17 protein-coding genes are annotated in these 17,063 nt (G+C 32.5%); 11 read left to right on the top strand and 6 right to left on the bottom strand.

Translation table 11 applies throughout. The annotated features are described in order from the left end of the window. Positions 1–19: 19 nt before the first annotated feature. The 5 genes from EZS29_RS02045 to EZS29_RS02025 all read left to right on the top strand — a co-directional run bounded on the left by EZS29_RS02045 (position 20) and on the right by EZS29_RS02025 (position 6,223). Complete coding sequence (locus EZS29_RS02045; protein ID WP_130606037.1) at positions 20–2,977, top strand: hypothetical protein; 2,958 nt, start codon at positions 20–22, stop codon at positions 2,975–2,977. A 2-nt stretch (positions 2,978–2,979) separates the two neighbouring features. Then, on the top strand, positions 2,980–3,906 hold the full coding sequence (locus tag EZS29_RS02040; protein WP_130606035.1) for a flagellin N-terminal helical domain-containing protein: 927 nt from the start codon (positions 2,980–2,982) through the stop codon (positions 3,904–3,906). 77 nt (positions 3,907–3,983) lie between these two features. After that, positions 3,984–4,910 (top strand): 6-carboxytetrahydropterin synthase, encoded by a 927-nt coding sequence (locus EZS29_RS02035; RefSeq protein ID WP_130606033.1) that lies wholly within the window; start codon positions 3,984–3,986, stop codon positions 4,908–4,910. Between the two features lie 8 nt (positions 4,911–4,918). Next, a complete protein-coding gene (locus tag EZS29_RS02030; RefSeq protein ID WP_130606031.1) occupies positions 4,919–5,644 on the top strand; it encodes a 7-carboxy-7-deazaguanine synthase QueE in 726 nt (241 codons plus the stop codon). A 120-nt stretch (positions 5,645–5,764) separates the two neighbouring features. After that, positions 5,765–6,223: a hypothetical protein gene (locus tag EZS29_RS02025; RefSeq protein ID WP_130606029.1), complete on the top strand. Its 459-nt coding sequence runs from the start codon at positions 5,765–5,767 to the stop codon at positions 6,221–6,223. Positions 6,224–6,272: 49 nt separating this feature from the next. Here EZS29_RS02025 and EZS29_RS02020 read toward each other — a convergent pair whose 3' ends face one another. After that, a complete protein-coding gene (locus EZS29_RS02020) occupies positions 6,273–7,451 on the bottom strand; it encodes a M12 family metallopeptidase (protein ID WP_130606027.1) in 1,179 nt (392 codons plus the stop codon). Positions 7,452–8,331: 880 nt separating this feature from the next. Between EZS29_RS02020 and EZS29_RS02015 the strand changes: the two genes are divergently transcribed. Then, a complete protein-coding gene (locus tag EZS29_RS02015; RefSeq protein ID WP_130606025.1) occupies positions 8,332–9,204 on the top strand; it encodes a hypothetical protein in 873 nt (290 codons plus the stop codon). Positions 9,205–9,545: 341 nt separating this feature from the next. Here EZS29_RS02015 and EZS29_RS02010 read toward each other — a convergent pair whose 3' ends face one another. Beyond that, positions 9,546–10,322, bottom strand: a complete 777-nt coding sequence (locus EZS29_RS02010; RefSeq protein ID WP_130606023.1) for an AMP nucleosidase — start codon at positions 10,320–10,322, stop codon at positions 9,546–9,548. Between the two features lie 120 nt (positions 10,323–10,442). Between EZS29_RS02010 and EZS29_RS02005 the strand changes: the two genes are divergently transcribed. From EZS29_RS02005 to lptB, 5 genes are read left to right on the top strand one after another with little or no spacing between them, the layout of a single operon-like run. Beyond that, entirely contained in the window at positions 10,443–11,837 is a 1,395-nt protein-coding gene (locus EZS29_RS02005; RefSeq protein WP_130606021.1) for a chorismate-binding protein, read from the top strand. After that, positions 11,834–12,415, top strand: a complete 582-nt coding sequence (locus EZS29_RS02000) for an aminodeoxychorismate/anthranilate synthase component II (RefSeq protein ID WP_130606019.1) — start codon at positions 11,834–11,836, stop codon at positions 12,413–12,415. The genes EZS29_RS02005 and EZS29_RS02000 overlap by 4 nt, the downstream gene beginning before the upstream one ends. Continuing rightward, on the top strand, positions 12,409–13,038 hold the full coding sequence (lptC, locus tag EZS29_RS01995; RefSeq protein WP_130606017.1) for an LPS export ABC transporter periplasmic protein LptC: 630 nt from the start codon (positions 12,409–12,411) through the stop codon (positions 13,036–13,038). The genes EZS29_RS02000 and lptC overlap by 7 nt, the downstream gene beginning before the upstream one ends. 11 nt (positions 13,039–13,049) lie before the next feature. After that, the gene (gene lptA / locus EZS29_RS01990; protein WP_130606015.1) at positions 13,050–13,739 is read left to right on the top strand and encodes a lipopolysaccharide transport periplasmic protein LptA; all 690 of its coding nucleotides are present in this window, start codon (positions 13,050–13,052) and stop codon (positions 13,737–13,739) included. 11 nt (positions 13,740–13,750) lie between these two features. Beyond that, entirely contained in the window at positions 13,751–14,479 is a 729-nt protein-coding gene (gene lptB, locus EZS29_RS01985) for an LPS export ABC transporter ATP-binding protein (RefSeq protein WP_130606013.1), read from the top strand. Here the strand turns inward: lptB and EZS29_RS01980 are convergent, their stop codons facing one another. The 4 genes from EZS29_RS01980 to rsfS form a co-directional block, all read right to left on the bottom strand. After that, on the bottom strand, positions 14,480–14,890 hold the full coding sequence (locus EZS29_RS01980) for a septal ring lytic transglycosylase RlpA family protein (protein ID WP_130606011.1): 411 nt from the start codon (positions 14,888–14,890) through the stop codon (positions 14,480–14,482). It lies immediately after the preceding gene. A gap of 387 nt (positions 14,891–15,277) precedes the next feature. Next, complete coding sequence (locus EZS29_RS01975) at positions 15,278–16,012, bottom strand: hypothetical protein (protein WP_130606009.1); 735 nt, start codon at positions 16,010–16,012, stop codon at positions 15,278–15,280. A gap of 46 nt (positions 16,013–16,058) precedes the next feature. Beyond that, positions 16,059–16,568 carry a 23S rRNA (pseudouridine(1915)-N(3))-methyltransferase RlmH gene (locus tag EZS29_RS01970; RefSeq protein ID WP_130606007.1) on the bottom strand — a complete coding sequence of 170 codons (510 nt, stop codon included), beginning with the start codon at positions 16,566–16,568 and terminating at the stop codon, positions 16,059–16,061. Positions 16,569–16,573: 5 nt separating this feature from the next. Next, complete coding sequence (rsfS, locus tag EZS29_RS01965) at positions 16,574–17,053, bottom strand: ribosome silencing factor (protein ID WP_130606005.1); 480 nt, start codon at positions 17,051–17,053, stop codon at positions 16,574–16,576. Positions 17,054–17,063 lie beyond the last annotated feature (10 nt).

The following is a 17,063-nucleotide window of genomic DNA, read 5'->3' as shown; positions in this document are numbered from 1 at the left end:
TACGAGCAGGAGAGTGTTCATGCCAATATTTCAGGATCTCAAACAATTTGTCCGCTCTGAAAATGAGCATGAGCGCTCTGTGGCAATAGAAAAGCTTGCAAAAAATTCTTTTTCTTGGCAAGGGAGTTTGCTAACTTGGCAAATAATGGCACTTATTCCAACAGTCGTCGAGAAAGCAAAACTTGCACAGTCTCTCAACATTCCAAATATGCCTAGCAGTGAATGGGCCATTGTCTCCCATCTTTTACTCAAAGAAAACGATGAAAATGTTATTAGCAGTTGCATTTCAACTTTAGCTCACTCTAAATGTAATTCACTTATTTATCGTATTTTACATGCATTTGATCGTTTAGAACTCACAAATAAAATTATTTATTCTTTATTTACTTTTGCCGAAGAAACGGGCAATGAAAAACTTGCTGATAAATTATTAACTCTTTTTTCTGCTGATTTACCTGAAATTGTTTTAGCAAAAGGCTTTAATGCACTTATTCGACTTGGAATTATAGATAATAAATGCAAGAACATAGCTCTTAATATTTTACAGGCTAATACTTCAGAAGATCTTATTAAATCATCTTTACCTTCGGCTCTTATATATTTAGGCTTTGCCAGTAATAAAGATGAGTGGAAATCAATTCAAAACATCATTGCAAATATTAAAAACCCTGAAACAGTGCGTATCTATGAAATATTAAATTCTCAAATATCCAAGTTTGAAGATAAAAATTTTGGTATAAAAGCCTGTGAATGTTTTTTTGAAAGTTCTTTGCATGAAAAAAATCCAAGTTTTATTGGTTATGGAATGTTCAGCCAAAAAAATCTTGAAATTGCTCTCGAATCTTTAATTAAAGATCTTTATAATAAAAAACCTGAAGAACTTGTTCGTACGGTTTTAAAACTCAAAAATAAAAAATGCACTGATATTCTTGCAAATAGTGCGCAACTTGGCATTGAAAGTATTGAGAACGGAAAAAATGAATATCTTGCCCAAATTTGGCTAAATTTTATTCCAATAAACAATCAAAAATTTATTCAATCTGTGCAAAATCCAAAATATTACCGTCTTTGGCAAAACATTTCGAAAGATATTGGCTTTATTTATTTAAATGCCGAAATATTATTAAGTCAACCCTGGCAAGAAAAATTTGAAAAAAGTTATGATTATAATATTTTACTTTATCAAATTGTCGCAATTGGAAATAAGAGTTGTCCAGAAAATACATCTAAGCTTCTTATTCGCCAAGAATATAAAGTAATCGATAATATTAAAAAGTATGTAAAGTTTTTATCGCAAAAATCATCGAATGAGTTCGAATCTTTTGTTGAAAAAGTTTACGCCGCTATTATAGGCGGAAACACTTCTGCAAGTTTTTTAAGAGAAGTTTATAAAATAATGCCTTTTTCTGGCACAAGCTGGGCTTTCACTGCGATTGCACTCACGGCACCCCGCCTCGATATTTATACTCTCAGTGTTGCTATTCACAGAGAACTTGAAATCATTAAACAAACACTTTTGCACGGGAATATGCAAAAGGAAGAGTATATTCTTGAAGTCACCTCCCGTTTTCAATCCATATTAGTCGGTGCAGATAGATTTAAACTGCAAGTCAACCAACCCACTTTAGTCACTTTAAAAGAGATTTCTTCACTTATTCAAAATATTCTTGATGAAACAGAAGAACATAAACCACATGATGATGAAAGTGAAATTGAAGTGGCCGATTGGAGTGGAAACACAGTTATCGATCGCCCTATTCTACTCTGGGAAGCCATTTTACAAGTTTGTTTAAATACACAATTATCGAGTGAAGAAAAAGACTATTATGAACTCTTTTTAAGAGAAGGGTTACGTATTGCTCCACATGTAGAAAAAAGATGGATTGTGCGTGCACTTGTTAAACTCGACACAGATGATGCAATTAAAGCAATTCTTTATCAAGCACTTCAGCATATCGATATCGATTTCGTTGAGCACACAATCGTAGAACTGTTACGTTCAAAACATACGCGCTCTCAACAGGCCCTTATTCGTGCTATTTCAAAACAAAATATTTCTCTTGCAATCAAAATAAAGATAATACGAGAAATTTCTCTTGATAATCCTGAAGAAATATTACAAGAATTAAAAACTTTGCAACTCTTAAGATTGCCAGAATCTATTGATAAAGAAATTCAAGAAGCTATTGCCCGCGTCTCGCTTAAAGTCACTCAGCCGCAAAAGCCAAAAAGTGAAAGCGATACAAAAATATCTTCACAGGACATCGATCTCATAATTAAATCCCTGATACCTTATGCAAGTTATTTATCAATCGATTCAAAAAGTGCCTTAAGAACAGCTGAAATGATTCTCATTCAGTCCATCGATTGGGGCAATGAAGCCGTCGATTTAAGTCCAATCGTAAATATGCACTGTAAAGCTGTTGAACTCACTATGCGCGATACTTTTGAAGCCTATACAGATTCCCTTGTCCGAAAAGGAGAACTCTCTAAAAAACTCGAAATAATAGGATATGGTAAAGGCATAATTGAAAAAATGAATACCTTTGAAGATTATATTGCTAATTTACCTGTTATTCGTAGCATACCTTATTTTAGCAAATTTAAATTAAGAAAAATGTTGAGAGCTATCTGTCTTTATCGCCCTGGAAAGCGCTTCACCCTCGATGGCCCAAAGGCGTTCGCACTGCTTCTTTTAGTAGCAGCCCGCAATGAGTGTCAATTTCACTTAAATCAAATGATGAATTTGGGTTTTGCTGCAGATAATGAACTTTTTGAATTTATTAAACTTGTTCACTCATTACAAGACAGTCGCAATCGAGCTGTGCATGAAGGCCTCACTTGGGAAGCCCGTGATGAAATTGAAAGCATGCGCAAACAAGCCTACAAAATTATTTCAACATGTCTTACAATTGGGAGAAGTTTAGAGACTTTCGTCCCGCAAAAAAATTATGACTCACCCATGGAGACTTATTAGCTATGGGCATGAGAATTCAGACGAATATAAGTTCTATCAATGCACAAAGGAATTTATCTGTGTCTACTCTTGCACTTGCTAAACATACTGAAAGAATATCGAGTGGGTATAGAATAAATCATGCTGCTGACGATGCTGCTGGACTTGCAATATCTGAAAAGCTCAAATCAAATATCCGTGGTATGGCTCAAGCAAAACGGAACACCTCAGATGGTATTAGTCTTATCCAAACAGCGGAAGGTGGTTTGCATGAAATATCAAACATGCTCATTCGTCTTAAAGAACTCTCTATCCAAGCCGCCAGCGACACGATTGGTGATAATGAACGTGGACATATTCAAAAGGAATTTGTTGCTTTAAAAGATGAAATCGATCGCATCGCGCTTGCGACGGAATTTAATGGCACCCGCTTATTAACAGGTAAAGCTGAAATCCCTGAAGATTTACTTAAAAATAGCAACCGTCCTCCTCTTGAAATTCAGGTGGGTCCCTCCTGGTATCAAGCCGTCGATGGTTTGGAGGAAGTACGTAATCCTGTTCATATTATTAGAATAAATCTAGAAAAAATCAACGCGATGACAGGCGGTGAAGGTTCACTTGGCCTCGGCAACGTTTCTGATGAAGAAGGCACTCGCCTCGATAAGAAAATATATGCTCAACAGACGATCAATAAAATCGATGAAGCCATTGATAAAGTAAACGAATACAGAGCTATTTTAGGCGCAATACAAAATAGAATGGGTTATGCTGTCGCTAACACGGCGACGATGATTGAAAATCAAGAAGCAGCAAAATCTCGTATTAAAGATGCAGATTATGCAGACGAAAGCTCACAAGTTGTACAGCAAGGAATCTTACAAAAAGCCGGAGTTGCTGTTCTGAGCCAAGCAAATCAAATTCCTGAAATGGCACTGAAGCTTTTAGGTTGATTCATATGAAGTCTTTAGATAAGACACCCCGATGGAATCATTTTCTGATTCTGTGTTTTTAAAGGCTTTCTTTATTTATGCAAATAAAAAATCGAAATTTAACTAAGATATTTATCCAAAATGTCACACTATTAGACTGCGCTCTCTTTATTCCAGAAAAAGGACCTAAGGGGAAAAGCTGGTATGTTGACATTGTGTGGGAAGGCGAAAAAGACGCGACAGGTGTATTATTCGATTTTAGCTTGGCAAAAAAATCCGCTAAAAGCACAATTGACCATGAGTTTGACCATAAACTTCTTGTTACGGCAAGTCACATTCGCTTTCAGTCAAACTCACAAATCATTGTTATCGGTAACAATAAGTCCGACACAAAAGAATCTCTTTTTGCCATTAATACTTATAATAACTCGGTAAAAAAAATCGCAAGAGAAACTCTGAAAGCTCTTGAGTCTGATGACGTTTCGGAACTTGAAAAAGAAATTGCCAATGCGATTTTAAGAAATTCTCCCAGTAACGTAAAAAATGTAAAAGTTACTTTACGTGAAGATGAGAAAAAGAAAAAAGAAAACTATTTTAACTACACACACAGTTTATGTCATCATTATGGCAATTGCCAACGTTTCCATGGCCACAGCAATATAATCGAGATTTTCCATAAAGGAAAATTTGATCTAGCTCGAAGTGCAAAAGCAGCAAAGAAACTGAATAACTCGTATATTATTTCTAGGAATTATTTAGCAGAAAAATGGGACTCTCGTCTTATCACTGAACTTGTAGAGCATTGCCCAGAAATTTCTGATTTCAAGTCTGAGCTTATTGCAGCACAATATAAAGGCACACAAGGTGAAGTTGCCGTTATTATGCCCAAAATAAATACACTTGCACTTGACTGTGAAAGCACTGTGGAAAATTTAGCTGAATATATAAGAAATCAATTTGTTGACGATACAGATATCGAAGTCCGCGCTTATGAAGGTTTAGCTAAGGGTTCAATTTGCATCTGAAGGATAATATGAGCTTTTTAATAAATGAAATATATCCCTGCTTGCAAGGAGAAGGAGTCAATACCGGCTCTCCCTCCCTCCTTGTGCGTTTTCATATCTGTAATTTACGCTGCACTTGGTGTGATACTCCTTACACTCACACCTTTAAAAGCGATCCTGTCGATAAAAAGAATCCCAGTGGCAAGCAAAAGTTTGTCCGTTTTTCCTTGGCAGAGCTTGTAAAAAGATTAAAAGAATTCCCCCAAAAGCACCTCATTCTTTCTGGCGGAGAACCCACTTTACACAATCTAGGATTGCTCATGCGCACTTTAGGGGATGAATACTCTGCTGAAGTTGAAAGCAATGGAACGAGAATTCCGCATAAACAGATACCCAATTTTTTAGTAACAGATTATAATTTAATGCAATGGAATATATCTCCAAAATTTTCCAATGCAGGGGAAAATTTAGTGCCAGAAGCACTCGCACATTGGGCTGAACTAGCTAAAAATCATGCCCATGTGTATTTTAAATTTGTCATCAGAAAAGACTATTTAAATGCAGACATGCAAGAGATTATAAGTATTATTAACCAACATAAAATTTCAGCAAATAAAGTTTTATTGATGCCTGAAGGAACGACGATCCAGTCACAGATTGAAAATATTTGGCTGCACGATGAATGTTTAAAACATGGATTTCGCTATGCACCTCGCTTGCATGTTTTGTTGTTTGGTAATTTACGCGGCGTTTAGAAAATCTCTTTATATTTTAAAATATTTTAAAAAAAACTTGAAAAAATAAAAAAACTAATTACATTTATTAAATGTTGACAAAATTTATTATTCTTTTTAAAAACAGGGAGGTTTTTATAAATGACTCAAGTAAAAATAATTAAGTCTTGTCTAGGTTTTTTAGGACTCGCGTTGTCTTTTTCCACCTTCGCAAATTGTCCTCAGAGTACAGAAGTTAAAGTTCAATCGGATGGCTCGCATTATGCACAAACAAGTGAAGGATTATGGTTGCAAATAGAAGACGAACAAACGTATAAGTCGCACAATGGAGTTATAGAGCATCCAATTTATGAATTTTATGTTATTGCAGCAAATCACAGTCATTTGGATGTATATAACAAAATGATCTGCATTTATAATATAGAAAATAGTAATTTTATTAAATTAGTATCTCCTACAAATAAAAAATACTCTCTCGCCACTGAAAATAATAACTGGACAACCTCTAATTCAGAATTGGGAAAAAGGGCAGGATGTTTTTCCCATCACAGTGACGATAGACTTAAACTGGCATGTCATTTTCATGTACAGCCAGAATAATGCATTCGTTATAAAATAATGATTTGCTAACAATTAAAACTTGATATTTTTAATTGCTAGCAATATATTCTTGAGTATTAAATTTTAAGTTATCATTCTGCACAATTTCTAAATGAATTTTGATATTTTGTGTTTTAAGACTTGGTAGTGTCTCTGAACAGAGTTTCTGGTCATTGGCTGGCTCGAATATACCAAAAAATGAATTTTGATTTTCATGTGGATTTAAATCTCTTAAATTTGATTGTGCTGCACTTATTAAATATTTCCAATCCCCCTTTTCTGGAATCATAATATAATCAATTTTATATAATTTACAGAATTGCATGTTGTTTCCTTCACTATCCTGTAAGATTTCACTTGGAACAGAACCATATATTTTCCTGAGCGCGAATTTATCGCTTGGACTCAAAAATTCATTATATGAAATAAGTTCTCCATTAATTTTAGTTACAAATGGCTTTTTATTTAATTTTGCATCATTACTTGCACCAGCATAGGAATCATAATGCATTATAGAGTCATAGTCATAATCACCAAATATTAAATAATTTGCTGGCAATGGTGAAGACAATGGGTCTAGGTTTGCTCTAATTACCCCAGGTTTTTTATATATTTTTCTAAGACTATTATAATTATAATTTATTTTTTCTCTTTGTTCAGGTCGTATGTGCTCATGTTCAAAACCCAAAATATGTAACAATTCATGTCGAATTGCTGCATTGGAATATAAACCTTCATCAGATTTAAAACAGGAAAATTGATCTCCATCTAAAGTATATCTTGTACTTAAATTAAGTTTCCCTTCTCCTTCAGGCACGCCTACATGAGTCACATAACAACCTGCATATACATCCTCATCTGAATTTCCAATCATATTGGTTATTCTGATATAGGCTTTATAGTTTGAAAGATTGTCAATTTGGTCATTTATTTCCTCAAAAGAAATATTTGCTTCACCTTCAAGCTCCCTCATTATTAAACGGATTCTATTTTTTTCATCTTCACTATGAGGATTGCCTTGACTATCAAAGAAAAAGTAGACTTTTCCTCCATCCCAGAATTTCTTTAACAGCAAGGCTCTTTTGCTTCTTTTATTCTCTGAATGATTGTTAACTTCTATAAATTCATATTTACTATTTTGATAAGATTCTGAAGTGTCAGCATATACTGAAAACTGAGTAAAAGCTAAAATTTTTGCAGAAAACTTAAGTATTTTTAATAAATTCAAAATAATTCTCCTAGAATATAATTAACTGCATTTATAATAATTACAAAAATAAATAATAATTATATATAATATATTCATTTAAAAATATTATTAAGTCAATATTATAAATTATGTATTTGTTATTATAATTTTAATTAAAATTATCTATTTTCAATATAAATGCTAATAAAATTAGCATTATTTAAAAATTTTTAACTATTAAAATTCAAAAAAACATTATACTTTCAAATTAATTATAGGAGCAAATCTCTTTTAGAATGCGGATAAATAAAGTGATACAATTTTAAAGGAAAATTTTTCTTAGAAGAAGCTATTTCTAAACAATGCTCAAACTTATAGGAATATAAATTTAATTATCTTCTTAAAAATTTTAAAAAATTATTTTCTTAAACTTAGCAAAATATAGTTATATTTAATTAAAATTATCATAACCATTTACAAATATTAAAATTTATTGTTCACTTTTATTTGCACTTTATTTAAGCCTAAAGAATTTTAAATTCGCATTATATTTGAGCCAGTATATCATATAATTGCGATCTCGACCCTCTAATAAAAACGATCACTTACAGATATCCCTACTCAAATTTGAACATTCTGTGCAAAAGTCTTATATTTTAATTTGAACTACAAATTAAAATATATTAATAATTATTTTGTTATGGATAGTTAAATATAATTTTTCCATTTATAACTACAATAGTTAAAAATTTTATTTAAATTACTTTCAGAATAGACATCTGATTGAGAGAAAAATATATATAAAAAATATAAATTTAAGGAGTTAATTCTAATGATTTGTAGATATTGCAATAGTAAAATTGATTTCTCAAGTGGAAATAATCATATTTGTTTTCCTATTCTTAATAGGATGATTATATTGCGAGATAAATTTTTTGATCATAATATTTACCCTAAAAAAATATTAGATCATATGAAACATTTAGTGGTAAAATCAATTCTTACAAAAAGTGAATATAAAAATAAATATTATGATAATATTAGAAAAAAAAATAGTATAATTTATCCCAAAATTCAAGGTTATGCTAAACGTGATTATCAAATTATGAACCCTGTTCTTTCTAAAGAATATGCTGATAATATTTCCAATGCTTTAAAAGCAGAAGTAAAAGATCATAAAGAATTTATTAAAAATTATCCAGAATATAATTCCAATTATGAAGAAATTATAAATGGTATAATTCATGAAAAGACAAAACTGAAAGATATTGAAGAAATGATAGGAGAACTCTTTAAATATGATAATTATAGTGAGCAGAGGTTTTTATTAAGAGGTGATCAAATAGGTACAACTTCAAAAAAAATAGAACTATTTCAAAAGTTATACAGAAATTTTAAATTTGGAGATATGAAAAATTGTATTTATACTCATAAAGCATTTTTGAGTACTTCATCATCAGTACCATTTGATAGAAGTTTATTAATAACTATAATTACTGATCCTATTTTTCAGGATCATTTTGCTAAAAATATTAAAGCTAGTACTTCTTTCACTTATGAAGATGAAGTTTTATTTTTGCCAGATTCTAAATTTATGGTAGTTTATTTTGAAAAAAGAAATCCAATAAGCTCTCATATGATTAAAGCTTTGATTAATAATGAAACTACCTTAAAATATAAATATTTTTTAGTTCTATTAGCTTTACCTTTATACTATGATGAAAATAATTACAGGGAAGCCCCATTCATTAGAGATTCGTTTAATTATTGGAAAGAAGTAGCAAATAGCTAGCCTCAATAACCTTATTCATTGGCATTTTAATTTAGGTTGTTTAGCAAATAATTAGGAGCTACAAAACATTGGTTTGTTACTTTTAAAGTTGATTCACTCTAGATTTTTTTAAAATTACTCCCTACGACTCTTTATTACTTTAGCACCTTTACTACTGATCGTAACCCCCATTTCAAGTTGACGCTGTATGAGAGCATTTAGAAAAATGGTTTTACGATTATAATCATTACGCATTTCAATCAGGAGCAGCAATGATGAGTCCAATGCAGTCTCAAAATTCACATTAATCATGTGGCAACTTGAAATGGAGGCTACGATCACAAATTAAACATTTTAAATAATTAATATTTAAAATGTTTAATAGGTTCTCCTTTGGACTCTAAGTCTTTTAGACTGTCTATTCCAAGCTGAATATGTGCATCGGTCCACTTAGCAGACACATTTTTGTCCCCAGCTTCGGTTTTCACTCCTTCAGGAGTGATTGGCACGTCAGACACAACTAAGAGCGCTCCACGGGCAATTTCGTTGTACAAACCAACCATCAAGACTGTGGCAGTTTCCATGTCGATTGCAATACATTTCATGTTGTGAAGGCGCTTAAGAAAAGCTTGATCATGCTCCCAAACTCTTCGATTGGTTGTGTACACAACACCCGTCCGATAATCATAGCCGGCTTCCACAATTTTCTGTGAAACAAATTTGTGAAGCTTAAACGACGGCATAGCAGGTACTTCAGGTGGAAAATAGTCATTCGATGTACCATCGCCACGGATAGCCGCAATTGGTAAAATAAAATGACCTATTTCGGTTGAATGTTTTAAACCGCCACATTTTCCTAAAAATAAAACAGCTTTGGGAGAACGAGCACCCAAAAGATCCATTATTGTTGCAGCGTTGGCAGAACCCATGCCGAAATTGATAATAGAAACATTTGATTTTTTACAGGTTGCATTTGGCATCGCACGGTCAAGACCTGCGACAGTTGTTCCTGTCATTTCAGCAAAACGATTGACATAAGTCTGAAAATTCGTAAGCAAAATATAATCTGCAAAGTCATCTATTTTTGTTCCGGTATAACGGGGTAGCCAATTTTTACAAATTTCCGCTTTTGTCTTCATAAAAAACTCCTCAAAACTTCATTTTTATTCTATACGCTTTTTAGCTCAGTAAGCAATACCTTGATCACGCTCTGAGGAATAAAAAAAGTGATTTTCCATCATATTTAAAGGGTCGTAAAAATGACGAACAACCTGAAAATCTCTTATGAAAATAAGTCTTCCATTGAAAATTTAGATTATTTTTCTCAATATATTTCATCATTAAGCTCAATTTTAGAAGAATATTTTAATCATAATATTGCTTGTCATTTTCAATTGCTGTCTTGCAATGGCTACGAATTTAATATCAATCAGAATTTTATTGCAACAAATTCAATTCCTGATAAGTACTATAATATATATTCTGATGAAAATGATACTGTTAATCTCCGTTTTTTTTGTAACACACAAAAACACTCATATAGAGAGAATCTCAATGAGTTTTATGTGCACCTAAAAGAAAACCCAGAAAGCCCATTATTTTTTGTCACCCCTTATGAGAATTCAAAAAAGGAAGAAGATTCATATGTTTTGCATGCAAAATTTGAAATAAAAATTCATATTACTCACAGAGAAATGAGTTTAAGCATTCTGAATCATTCTGAAGAATTTGATATTATAAATGAATTATGGGAAAAAATAGAACATATATCTAACCAAAACCATTCCTTTATTCCACAAACAAAGCATCTGCGGGCAAATAATAATATAGCTTTAAAAGAAGATCTTTTAAAAAAAGATATCGTTGATGTTATTGAAAAAGCAAAAAATTTTATGAATAAAGGGGACTGCTATCTCGCCAACCTCACCTCAACCAAAGAGCTGACAAACAGCTCACCTTTTAAAAGTATTCCAAATTTTTTGCTGGCATGGTTGAAAATAAAATCCCGTTATGGGATTTATTATGCCGATGAAAATGTAGGTTTAGCTTGCTTTTCTCCTGAAAGATTTATTTATTCAAAACAAAGAGTGATTACCACAGAGCCCATCAAAGGAACTTTAAAGAGTCAAGCAGAAAGTCCTACTTACGAAGATGCTTTGACGATTTGGGCTGATAAAAAAGAAATATATGAGCACACATTAGTTGTTGATCTTATGCGCAATGATCTTAATCTCGTCTGCAAAGCAGGCAGCGTTGAAGTCTATCGCCCTTTTTATGCCAGAAAAGCTGGTCAATTGGTCCAAATGCAAAGCTCGGTCTTAGGTATCCTAAAGGAAAACGAAAACCTAGGGAGTTGTTTAGAAAAAATGCTTCCTGCTGGCTCCATCAGTGGCACGCCAAAAAAACGTGTTTGCGAAATTATTACTAAATTAGAAAATATAACAAGAGGGTATTATACAGGAGTTTGCGGCGTACTTGAAAAGAATGGAGATTTTGATTCTACTATTCTAATTCGCAGTGTATATAAGGGCAAAAGAGGAGTTTATTGCGGTGTTGGCGCAGGGATAACAACTCTTTCCAATGCAGTTAATGAATACGAAGAATTTCTTATTAAATTAAATTCTTTTTTACATTCTATCGAAAGCTCTCTATGACATTTCTTTTTATAGATCACTTTGACTCTTTTTCATACAATTTAACCAATTGGTTTGTTGCTAAAGGTATTGACTTAAAAATATTATCTTATAAAGACATTCATACTATAGCTGACATAAGCGAATATGATGCTATTATTTTTTCTCCTGGTCCAGGACATCCGAGCGAATATATAGAATCTATTGAGTTGTACAAAAAAATTCCTGCACAGATCCCATTTTTAGGCGTCTGTTTAGGACACCAAATTTTTTTATTGGCTGAAGGTGGAAAAATTGAACAGATGTGCAAAATACCAATTCATGGCCGACAAGTCGAAATAATTGACTCTTGTCGATCCTCACATTTTAAAAAAAATTCCCCTAAAGGAACTGTTGTTTTGTATAATTCTCTTGCCTGTAAGTCTTCCGATCCTGTTTTTACAAAAAATGTGGTATCCCTTGCAGAAGAAAACGGCTTTAGCTTAATTGCTGAACACAAACTTCATCGACGTTTTGGAGTGCAATTCCACCCAGAAAGCTTTGCGAGCCCTGGCGGGGAATCTTTTTTAAATGCTTTTCTAGGGACTGTGCAATGCTAGGCCGCATATATGCAATTTCATTTATACTCACAATTTTAATTTTATTATGGTATCAAAAAAACTACCTAGATAAATCAAGTGAAATTTTTCAAGCACAGCTCAATTCAGATAACATAGTGTTGCCCACAAGCAGTGTTCATCAATTCCACACAAAATCTTTCGAAAATGGATATTTAAAATATTCATTTTCAGGTGATGAAATTATATATTTTACCGACAATCATTTTGAAGCATCGGGTAATTTAGTATATAGAACCTATGACTTGAATGAAAAAGAAACTGCCGTCATTAAAACGTCGAAAGCAACAGGACAAATGGAAATAATTAATGAAAAAGAAGGACAAACTGCATTGTCAATGGGGGCAAATAGTCGTATAAGAAATGCTCAACTTCCTGAGGAAGTCATGTTTGATTTTAATAAAAATATTGGGAAGACTCGCAATATATATATTGACATGATCAACGAAGAAATCCATTCCAATAGTGCTATAGAATCAAATGGTCCGCAAGGATCTCTGAAAGGAAAAGGATTTTCTTATTCTATTAAAAATGAGGAATTTAAAATTAATTCACAAGTTGATGGAAAAGTGATTATCCCAAATACCAATAATAAATTGAATTAAGAAAGAAGAAAATGTTATATTTTAATTTTTTAAAATCTTTATTAGTTTTATGTATTTTAACTGCATGCAATGCCAAAGCTGATTTCAAAAATATCTTACCAGATAATTATGATTACGAAACAAATAAAATCGATGACAATAAAGTTTTAGAAAATAAAACACCTGAAATCACTCCAAAAAGCAAAGTGAAGGCGAAAAAAAGTGAGAGTGATTTAAATAATGATTTTGCAAATCACAATCAAAACTCCCCCGTGTATTTTGAAGGAAATAAAGCAGAAGGCTCAAGAAAAACAGGGATTTTGAATTTAATTGGCAATGTAGTTATCATTCAAGATGATTTGAAATTAACCTCAGATAAAGCACAAATAATAAGTTCACCAGGCACAACTTCGGGTTCGGGATCAACTTCTATTCAAAAAGCGATAGCAACAGGCAATGTAAATATTTTTAAAAAATCGACAGAAAATTCTCCAGAAATCAGAGCAAATGCCAATGAAATAGTATTTCTCGTCCCAGAAAAAACTATGGTTTTAAAAGGAAAGGCGAAAGTTTGGCGAAATAAAGAGTTTGTCAATGCTGAAATAATCTCTTTGAATTTAAAAACTGGGGACATCAGTTTAAAAGACCCCCATGGCACTATTGATCCAAAATCAACCAATAGTTTAAATAGTAAAGAAAACGAAAAAAAAAATAAATTATAAAGGTATTATTAATGCACAACCAACTCAAATCGTCTCATTTAATCCGAAAGTTTGGTTCACGCACAGTTGTCGATGATGTGAGTTTCCATGTGAATAGTGGGGAAGTGGTCGGATTGTTAGGACCTAATGGTGCAGGAAAAACCACAAGTTTTTATATGACAGTTGGTTTGTTAAAACCAAGTTCAGGCAATGTGCAAATCGATAAAGATAATATCACTGAATTGCCTATTCACAAAAGAGCACGCCTTGGCATTGGTTATTTACCTCAAAACTCCAGTGTTTTTCGTAAGCTTACAGTCGAAGATAATTTAAAAGCCATCATGGAAGTTTGGGGCGTACCCAGAAAACAACGATCAGCTCTTCTAGAAAAATTGATTGAACAATTTGGCATAGGGCATATAAGAAAAAGCATGGGCTTAAGTCTTTCTGGCGGCGAAAGAAGACGTCTAGAAATAGCAAGAACTTTAGTTATTTCTCCCCGCTTTTTATTACTAGATGAACCATTTGCAGGGATTGACCCTGTCACAGTTGCTGAAATTCAAGATCTTATTAAAAAACTTGTGCATGAAGAAAATTTAGGAGTGCTGATAACAGATCACAATGTGCGCGAGACACTTTCTTTATGCGATCGTGCTTATGTATTAGCGGCTGGAAAAATTCTTGCTGAAGGATTACCTGAAGATGTCGCATCGAACGAAAAAGTAAGGCAAGTTTACCTAGGCGAAAATTTTACTTTTTAATTAATTTTTAACCAAGAAAACCTCAACTTTGGTAACACCTTTCCGCATAATTCCAAGTTTTTTTGCCGCAGCAACGCTTAAATCAATCACACGCCCAGAAACATAAGGACCTCTATCATTGATAGTTACGACAACGAAGCGGCCTGTTTTAACATCTTTTACCATAACACGAGAGTGAAGAGGTAAAGTTTTACTAGCAGCAGTAAGTAAACCTGGATCATATATTTTCCCACTTGCAGTTGGTCTACCTGCAAAACCTTTCCCATAAAAAGAAGCGAATCCACTTTCAACAAATGTATGTTCAAAACTATTCTTTTCTTCTTTGCTTCCCCATTCCTTTTTAGTTGTAGTGCATGCACTTACAAAGAAATGTAAAACGATAAATAAAAAAATAATATTTAATAATCTCATTGATATTCCCAAATATTTTGCACCTAAAATAAATAATTACACTATCTATTACATGAGAGACTATAAACAGCATTCTATTTCAGGCTAGCAAAAGAATAATCTGCGAGAAAGAAGTAAAAAGGTCTCACAATTAACTTGACACAAAAAATTAAAAAAAATAAAATTGCATTTCATTTAGAGACGCTATAAAAATTATTATTATAATTATTTTTTTTAATTATTATATGATTAAAAAATAGGCAAAATTATTTCTCGCACCCTCTCATTTTTGCTTATTTTAGTTACATTTTTGACACCACGAGCTTCATTTTAAATGTTTTAATAACATTTATGTTATTTTTTCTTAATTTTTAAGCAAAAATAAGCCTTTTAATTAAGCGTTTCCTTTTAGTCTCCTTGTGGAGATCTGAATAAGGTAAAAAGTTCCCAAGAACTCTCCATTTTTTTATCTGGCAAAGAATTTATGAAATTTTTCATCGTATTCCCCGTGGTTAAAACATCATCAATAAAAAGAATTTTTTTAAAGTCACGATAGTTAAATTTTTTATTTTCACTTAAACAAAACCAATTTATATTTAAATTTTTTAATTTTTTTGTTGAATTTATTCTTTCAATTTTATTTTGCACCGAGATTTTGTCTGTATAATTTATAATATGTGGATAAAAAACAGAGAGTTTATAATATATTTTAGAAAAATCTTTTTTAATACTATTTATTATTTCATGAAAAAAAATATTTGTATGCCAAGCTGAATTTACAATTCTATCTTTTCGCAGAGGAGATAAGATAATACATTCAATTTCATTCTGAATTATGTAATATTCTAAAAAATTTTTCGTCGATGCATAAAATAACTCATAGAATATTTGCTGCGCATTATAATCGTTATTGTCTTTAGCTAAAACTAAGATTTTTGAGAACTGGGGACAATAAGGATATAAACTTATGACTCGAGAAAAATCAGGGAGATTATCACAGCCGACACACTGAGACAATCCACAGCGCAGGCAAAATAAAAATACAAGTTTTTGTGCATTATCATAGCATTCAGGGCAAATAATTTTGGCTAGCTTTAAAATTTTTTCACGACAAAGATAACATCTTGAAAAATTGAACAGCAAAGTTTATCTCCAATTTTTGAATATTTATTTTTTCTTTTACGAGCAATTATTTTTTCTTATATTTTTGCAAACTCAACGCAAGTGGGGATTTATCACCATGGTGATAAGGGTGATTCGAAAGAATACAACGAGCGCGATAAACTTGTTCCACTAAAACAGCAAGCGCCATTTCATGTGGAAAAGTCATGCGTGAAAGGGAAATAAGGTCGATCTTTACTATTGATTTTAATTCTTCAGGGAGGCCATAGGCTCCCCCTAAACAAAAAAGGACAATTTTTTCCCCTTTCACTTCGTACTGCTCAAGATTTTTTGCCAGTCCACTGCTACTTAGGTTTTCACCATTTTCATCTAATGCGATACACAAAGGATTTTCTACAGAAAATTTTTTAATTTCTTTTGTATAAAAAGCTAAGACTTCATTAGGATTGAGTTGCGAAGATGGAAAAATATGTTGCACTGGCGTGTGCTTAGAGATCCGAGAGAAAAACTCCTGTATGAAATCATACAGGAGAGAATTTTTGGGAATTTTCCATGGGGTTATAAAAATATAACGCATAAGGTTTAAAGAGCTGCCTCTTGTGCAACATCTTCTTCACTGGCAGACATTGCTTTTGTCAAGCCTAAAACTTCTTGATAAAGTTCTTGGCATTTCTCTTCACTCACGGGAAGCATGTGTGCCTTGCTCCAAAGCTGTTCTAATTGATAAAGCTCACGGGTTGGCTCTTGAAAAATATGGACAAATAAAAAGCCGTAGTCGATTAAAACCCAAGTGCTATTTTCCATTCCATCCACTGTTACAGGCGACATTCCAAAGTTTTTCTTAAAAAAGTGACGGACTGATTCAGCTGCTGCATACACTTGACGCGTATTGGAAGCACTCACAATTGCAAAAAGCTCTGTGAATGCACCTTGACTTCTCAAATCCATAATAACAGGGCGAACTGCTTTTTTCTCTTCAGCCGCAGCAATGGCTAACATTGCTATTTCTTCGTGACTAAAAACTCTGTCACCAATCGACATGCTTGTACTATAATCTGACATCAAAACTCTC

The sequence above is a fragment of the Fluviispira sanaruensis genome, from assembly GCF_004295685.1.
Lineage (GTDB): Bacteria > Bdellovibrionota_B > Oligoflexia > Silvanigrellales > Silvanigrellaceae > Silvanigrella > Silvanigrella sanaruensis.
The sequence above is the reverse complement of the archived record's forward strand: the minus strand, read 5'-3'. Positions and strand labels throughout refer to the sequence as shown.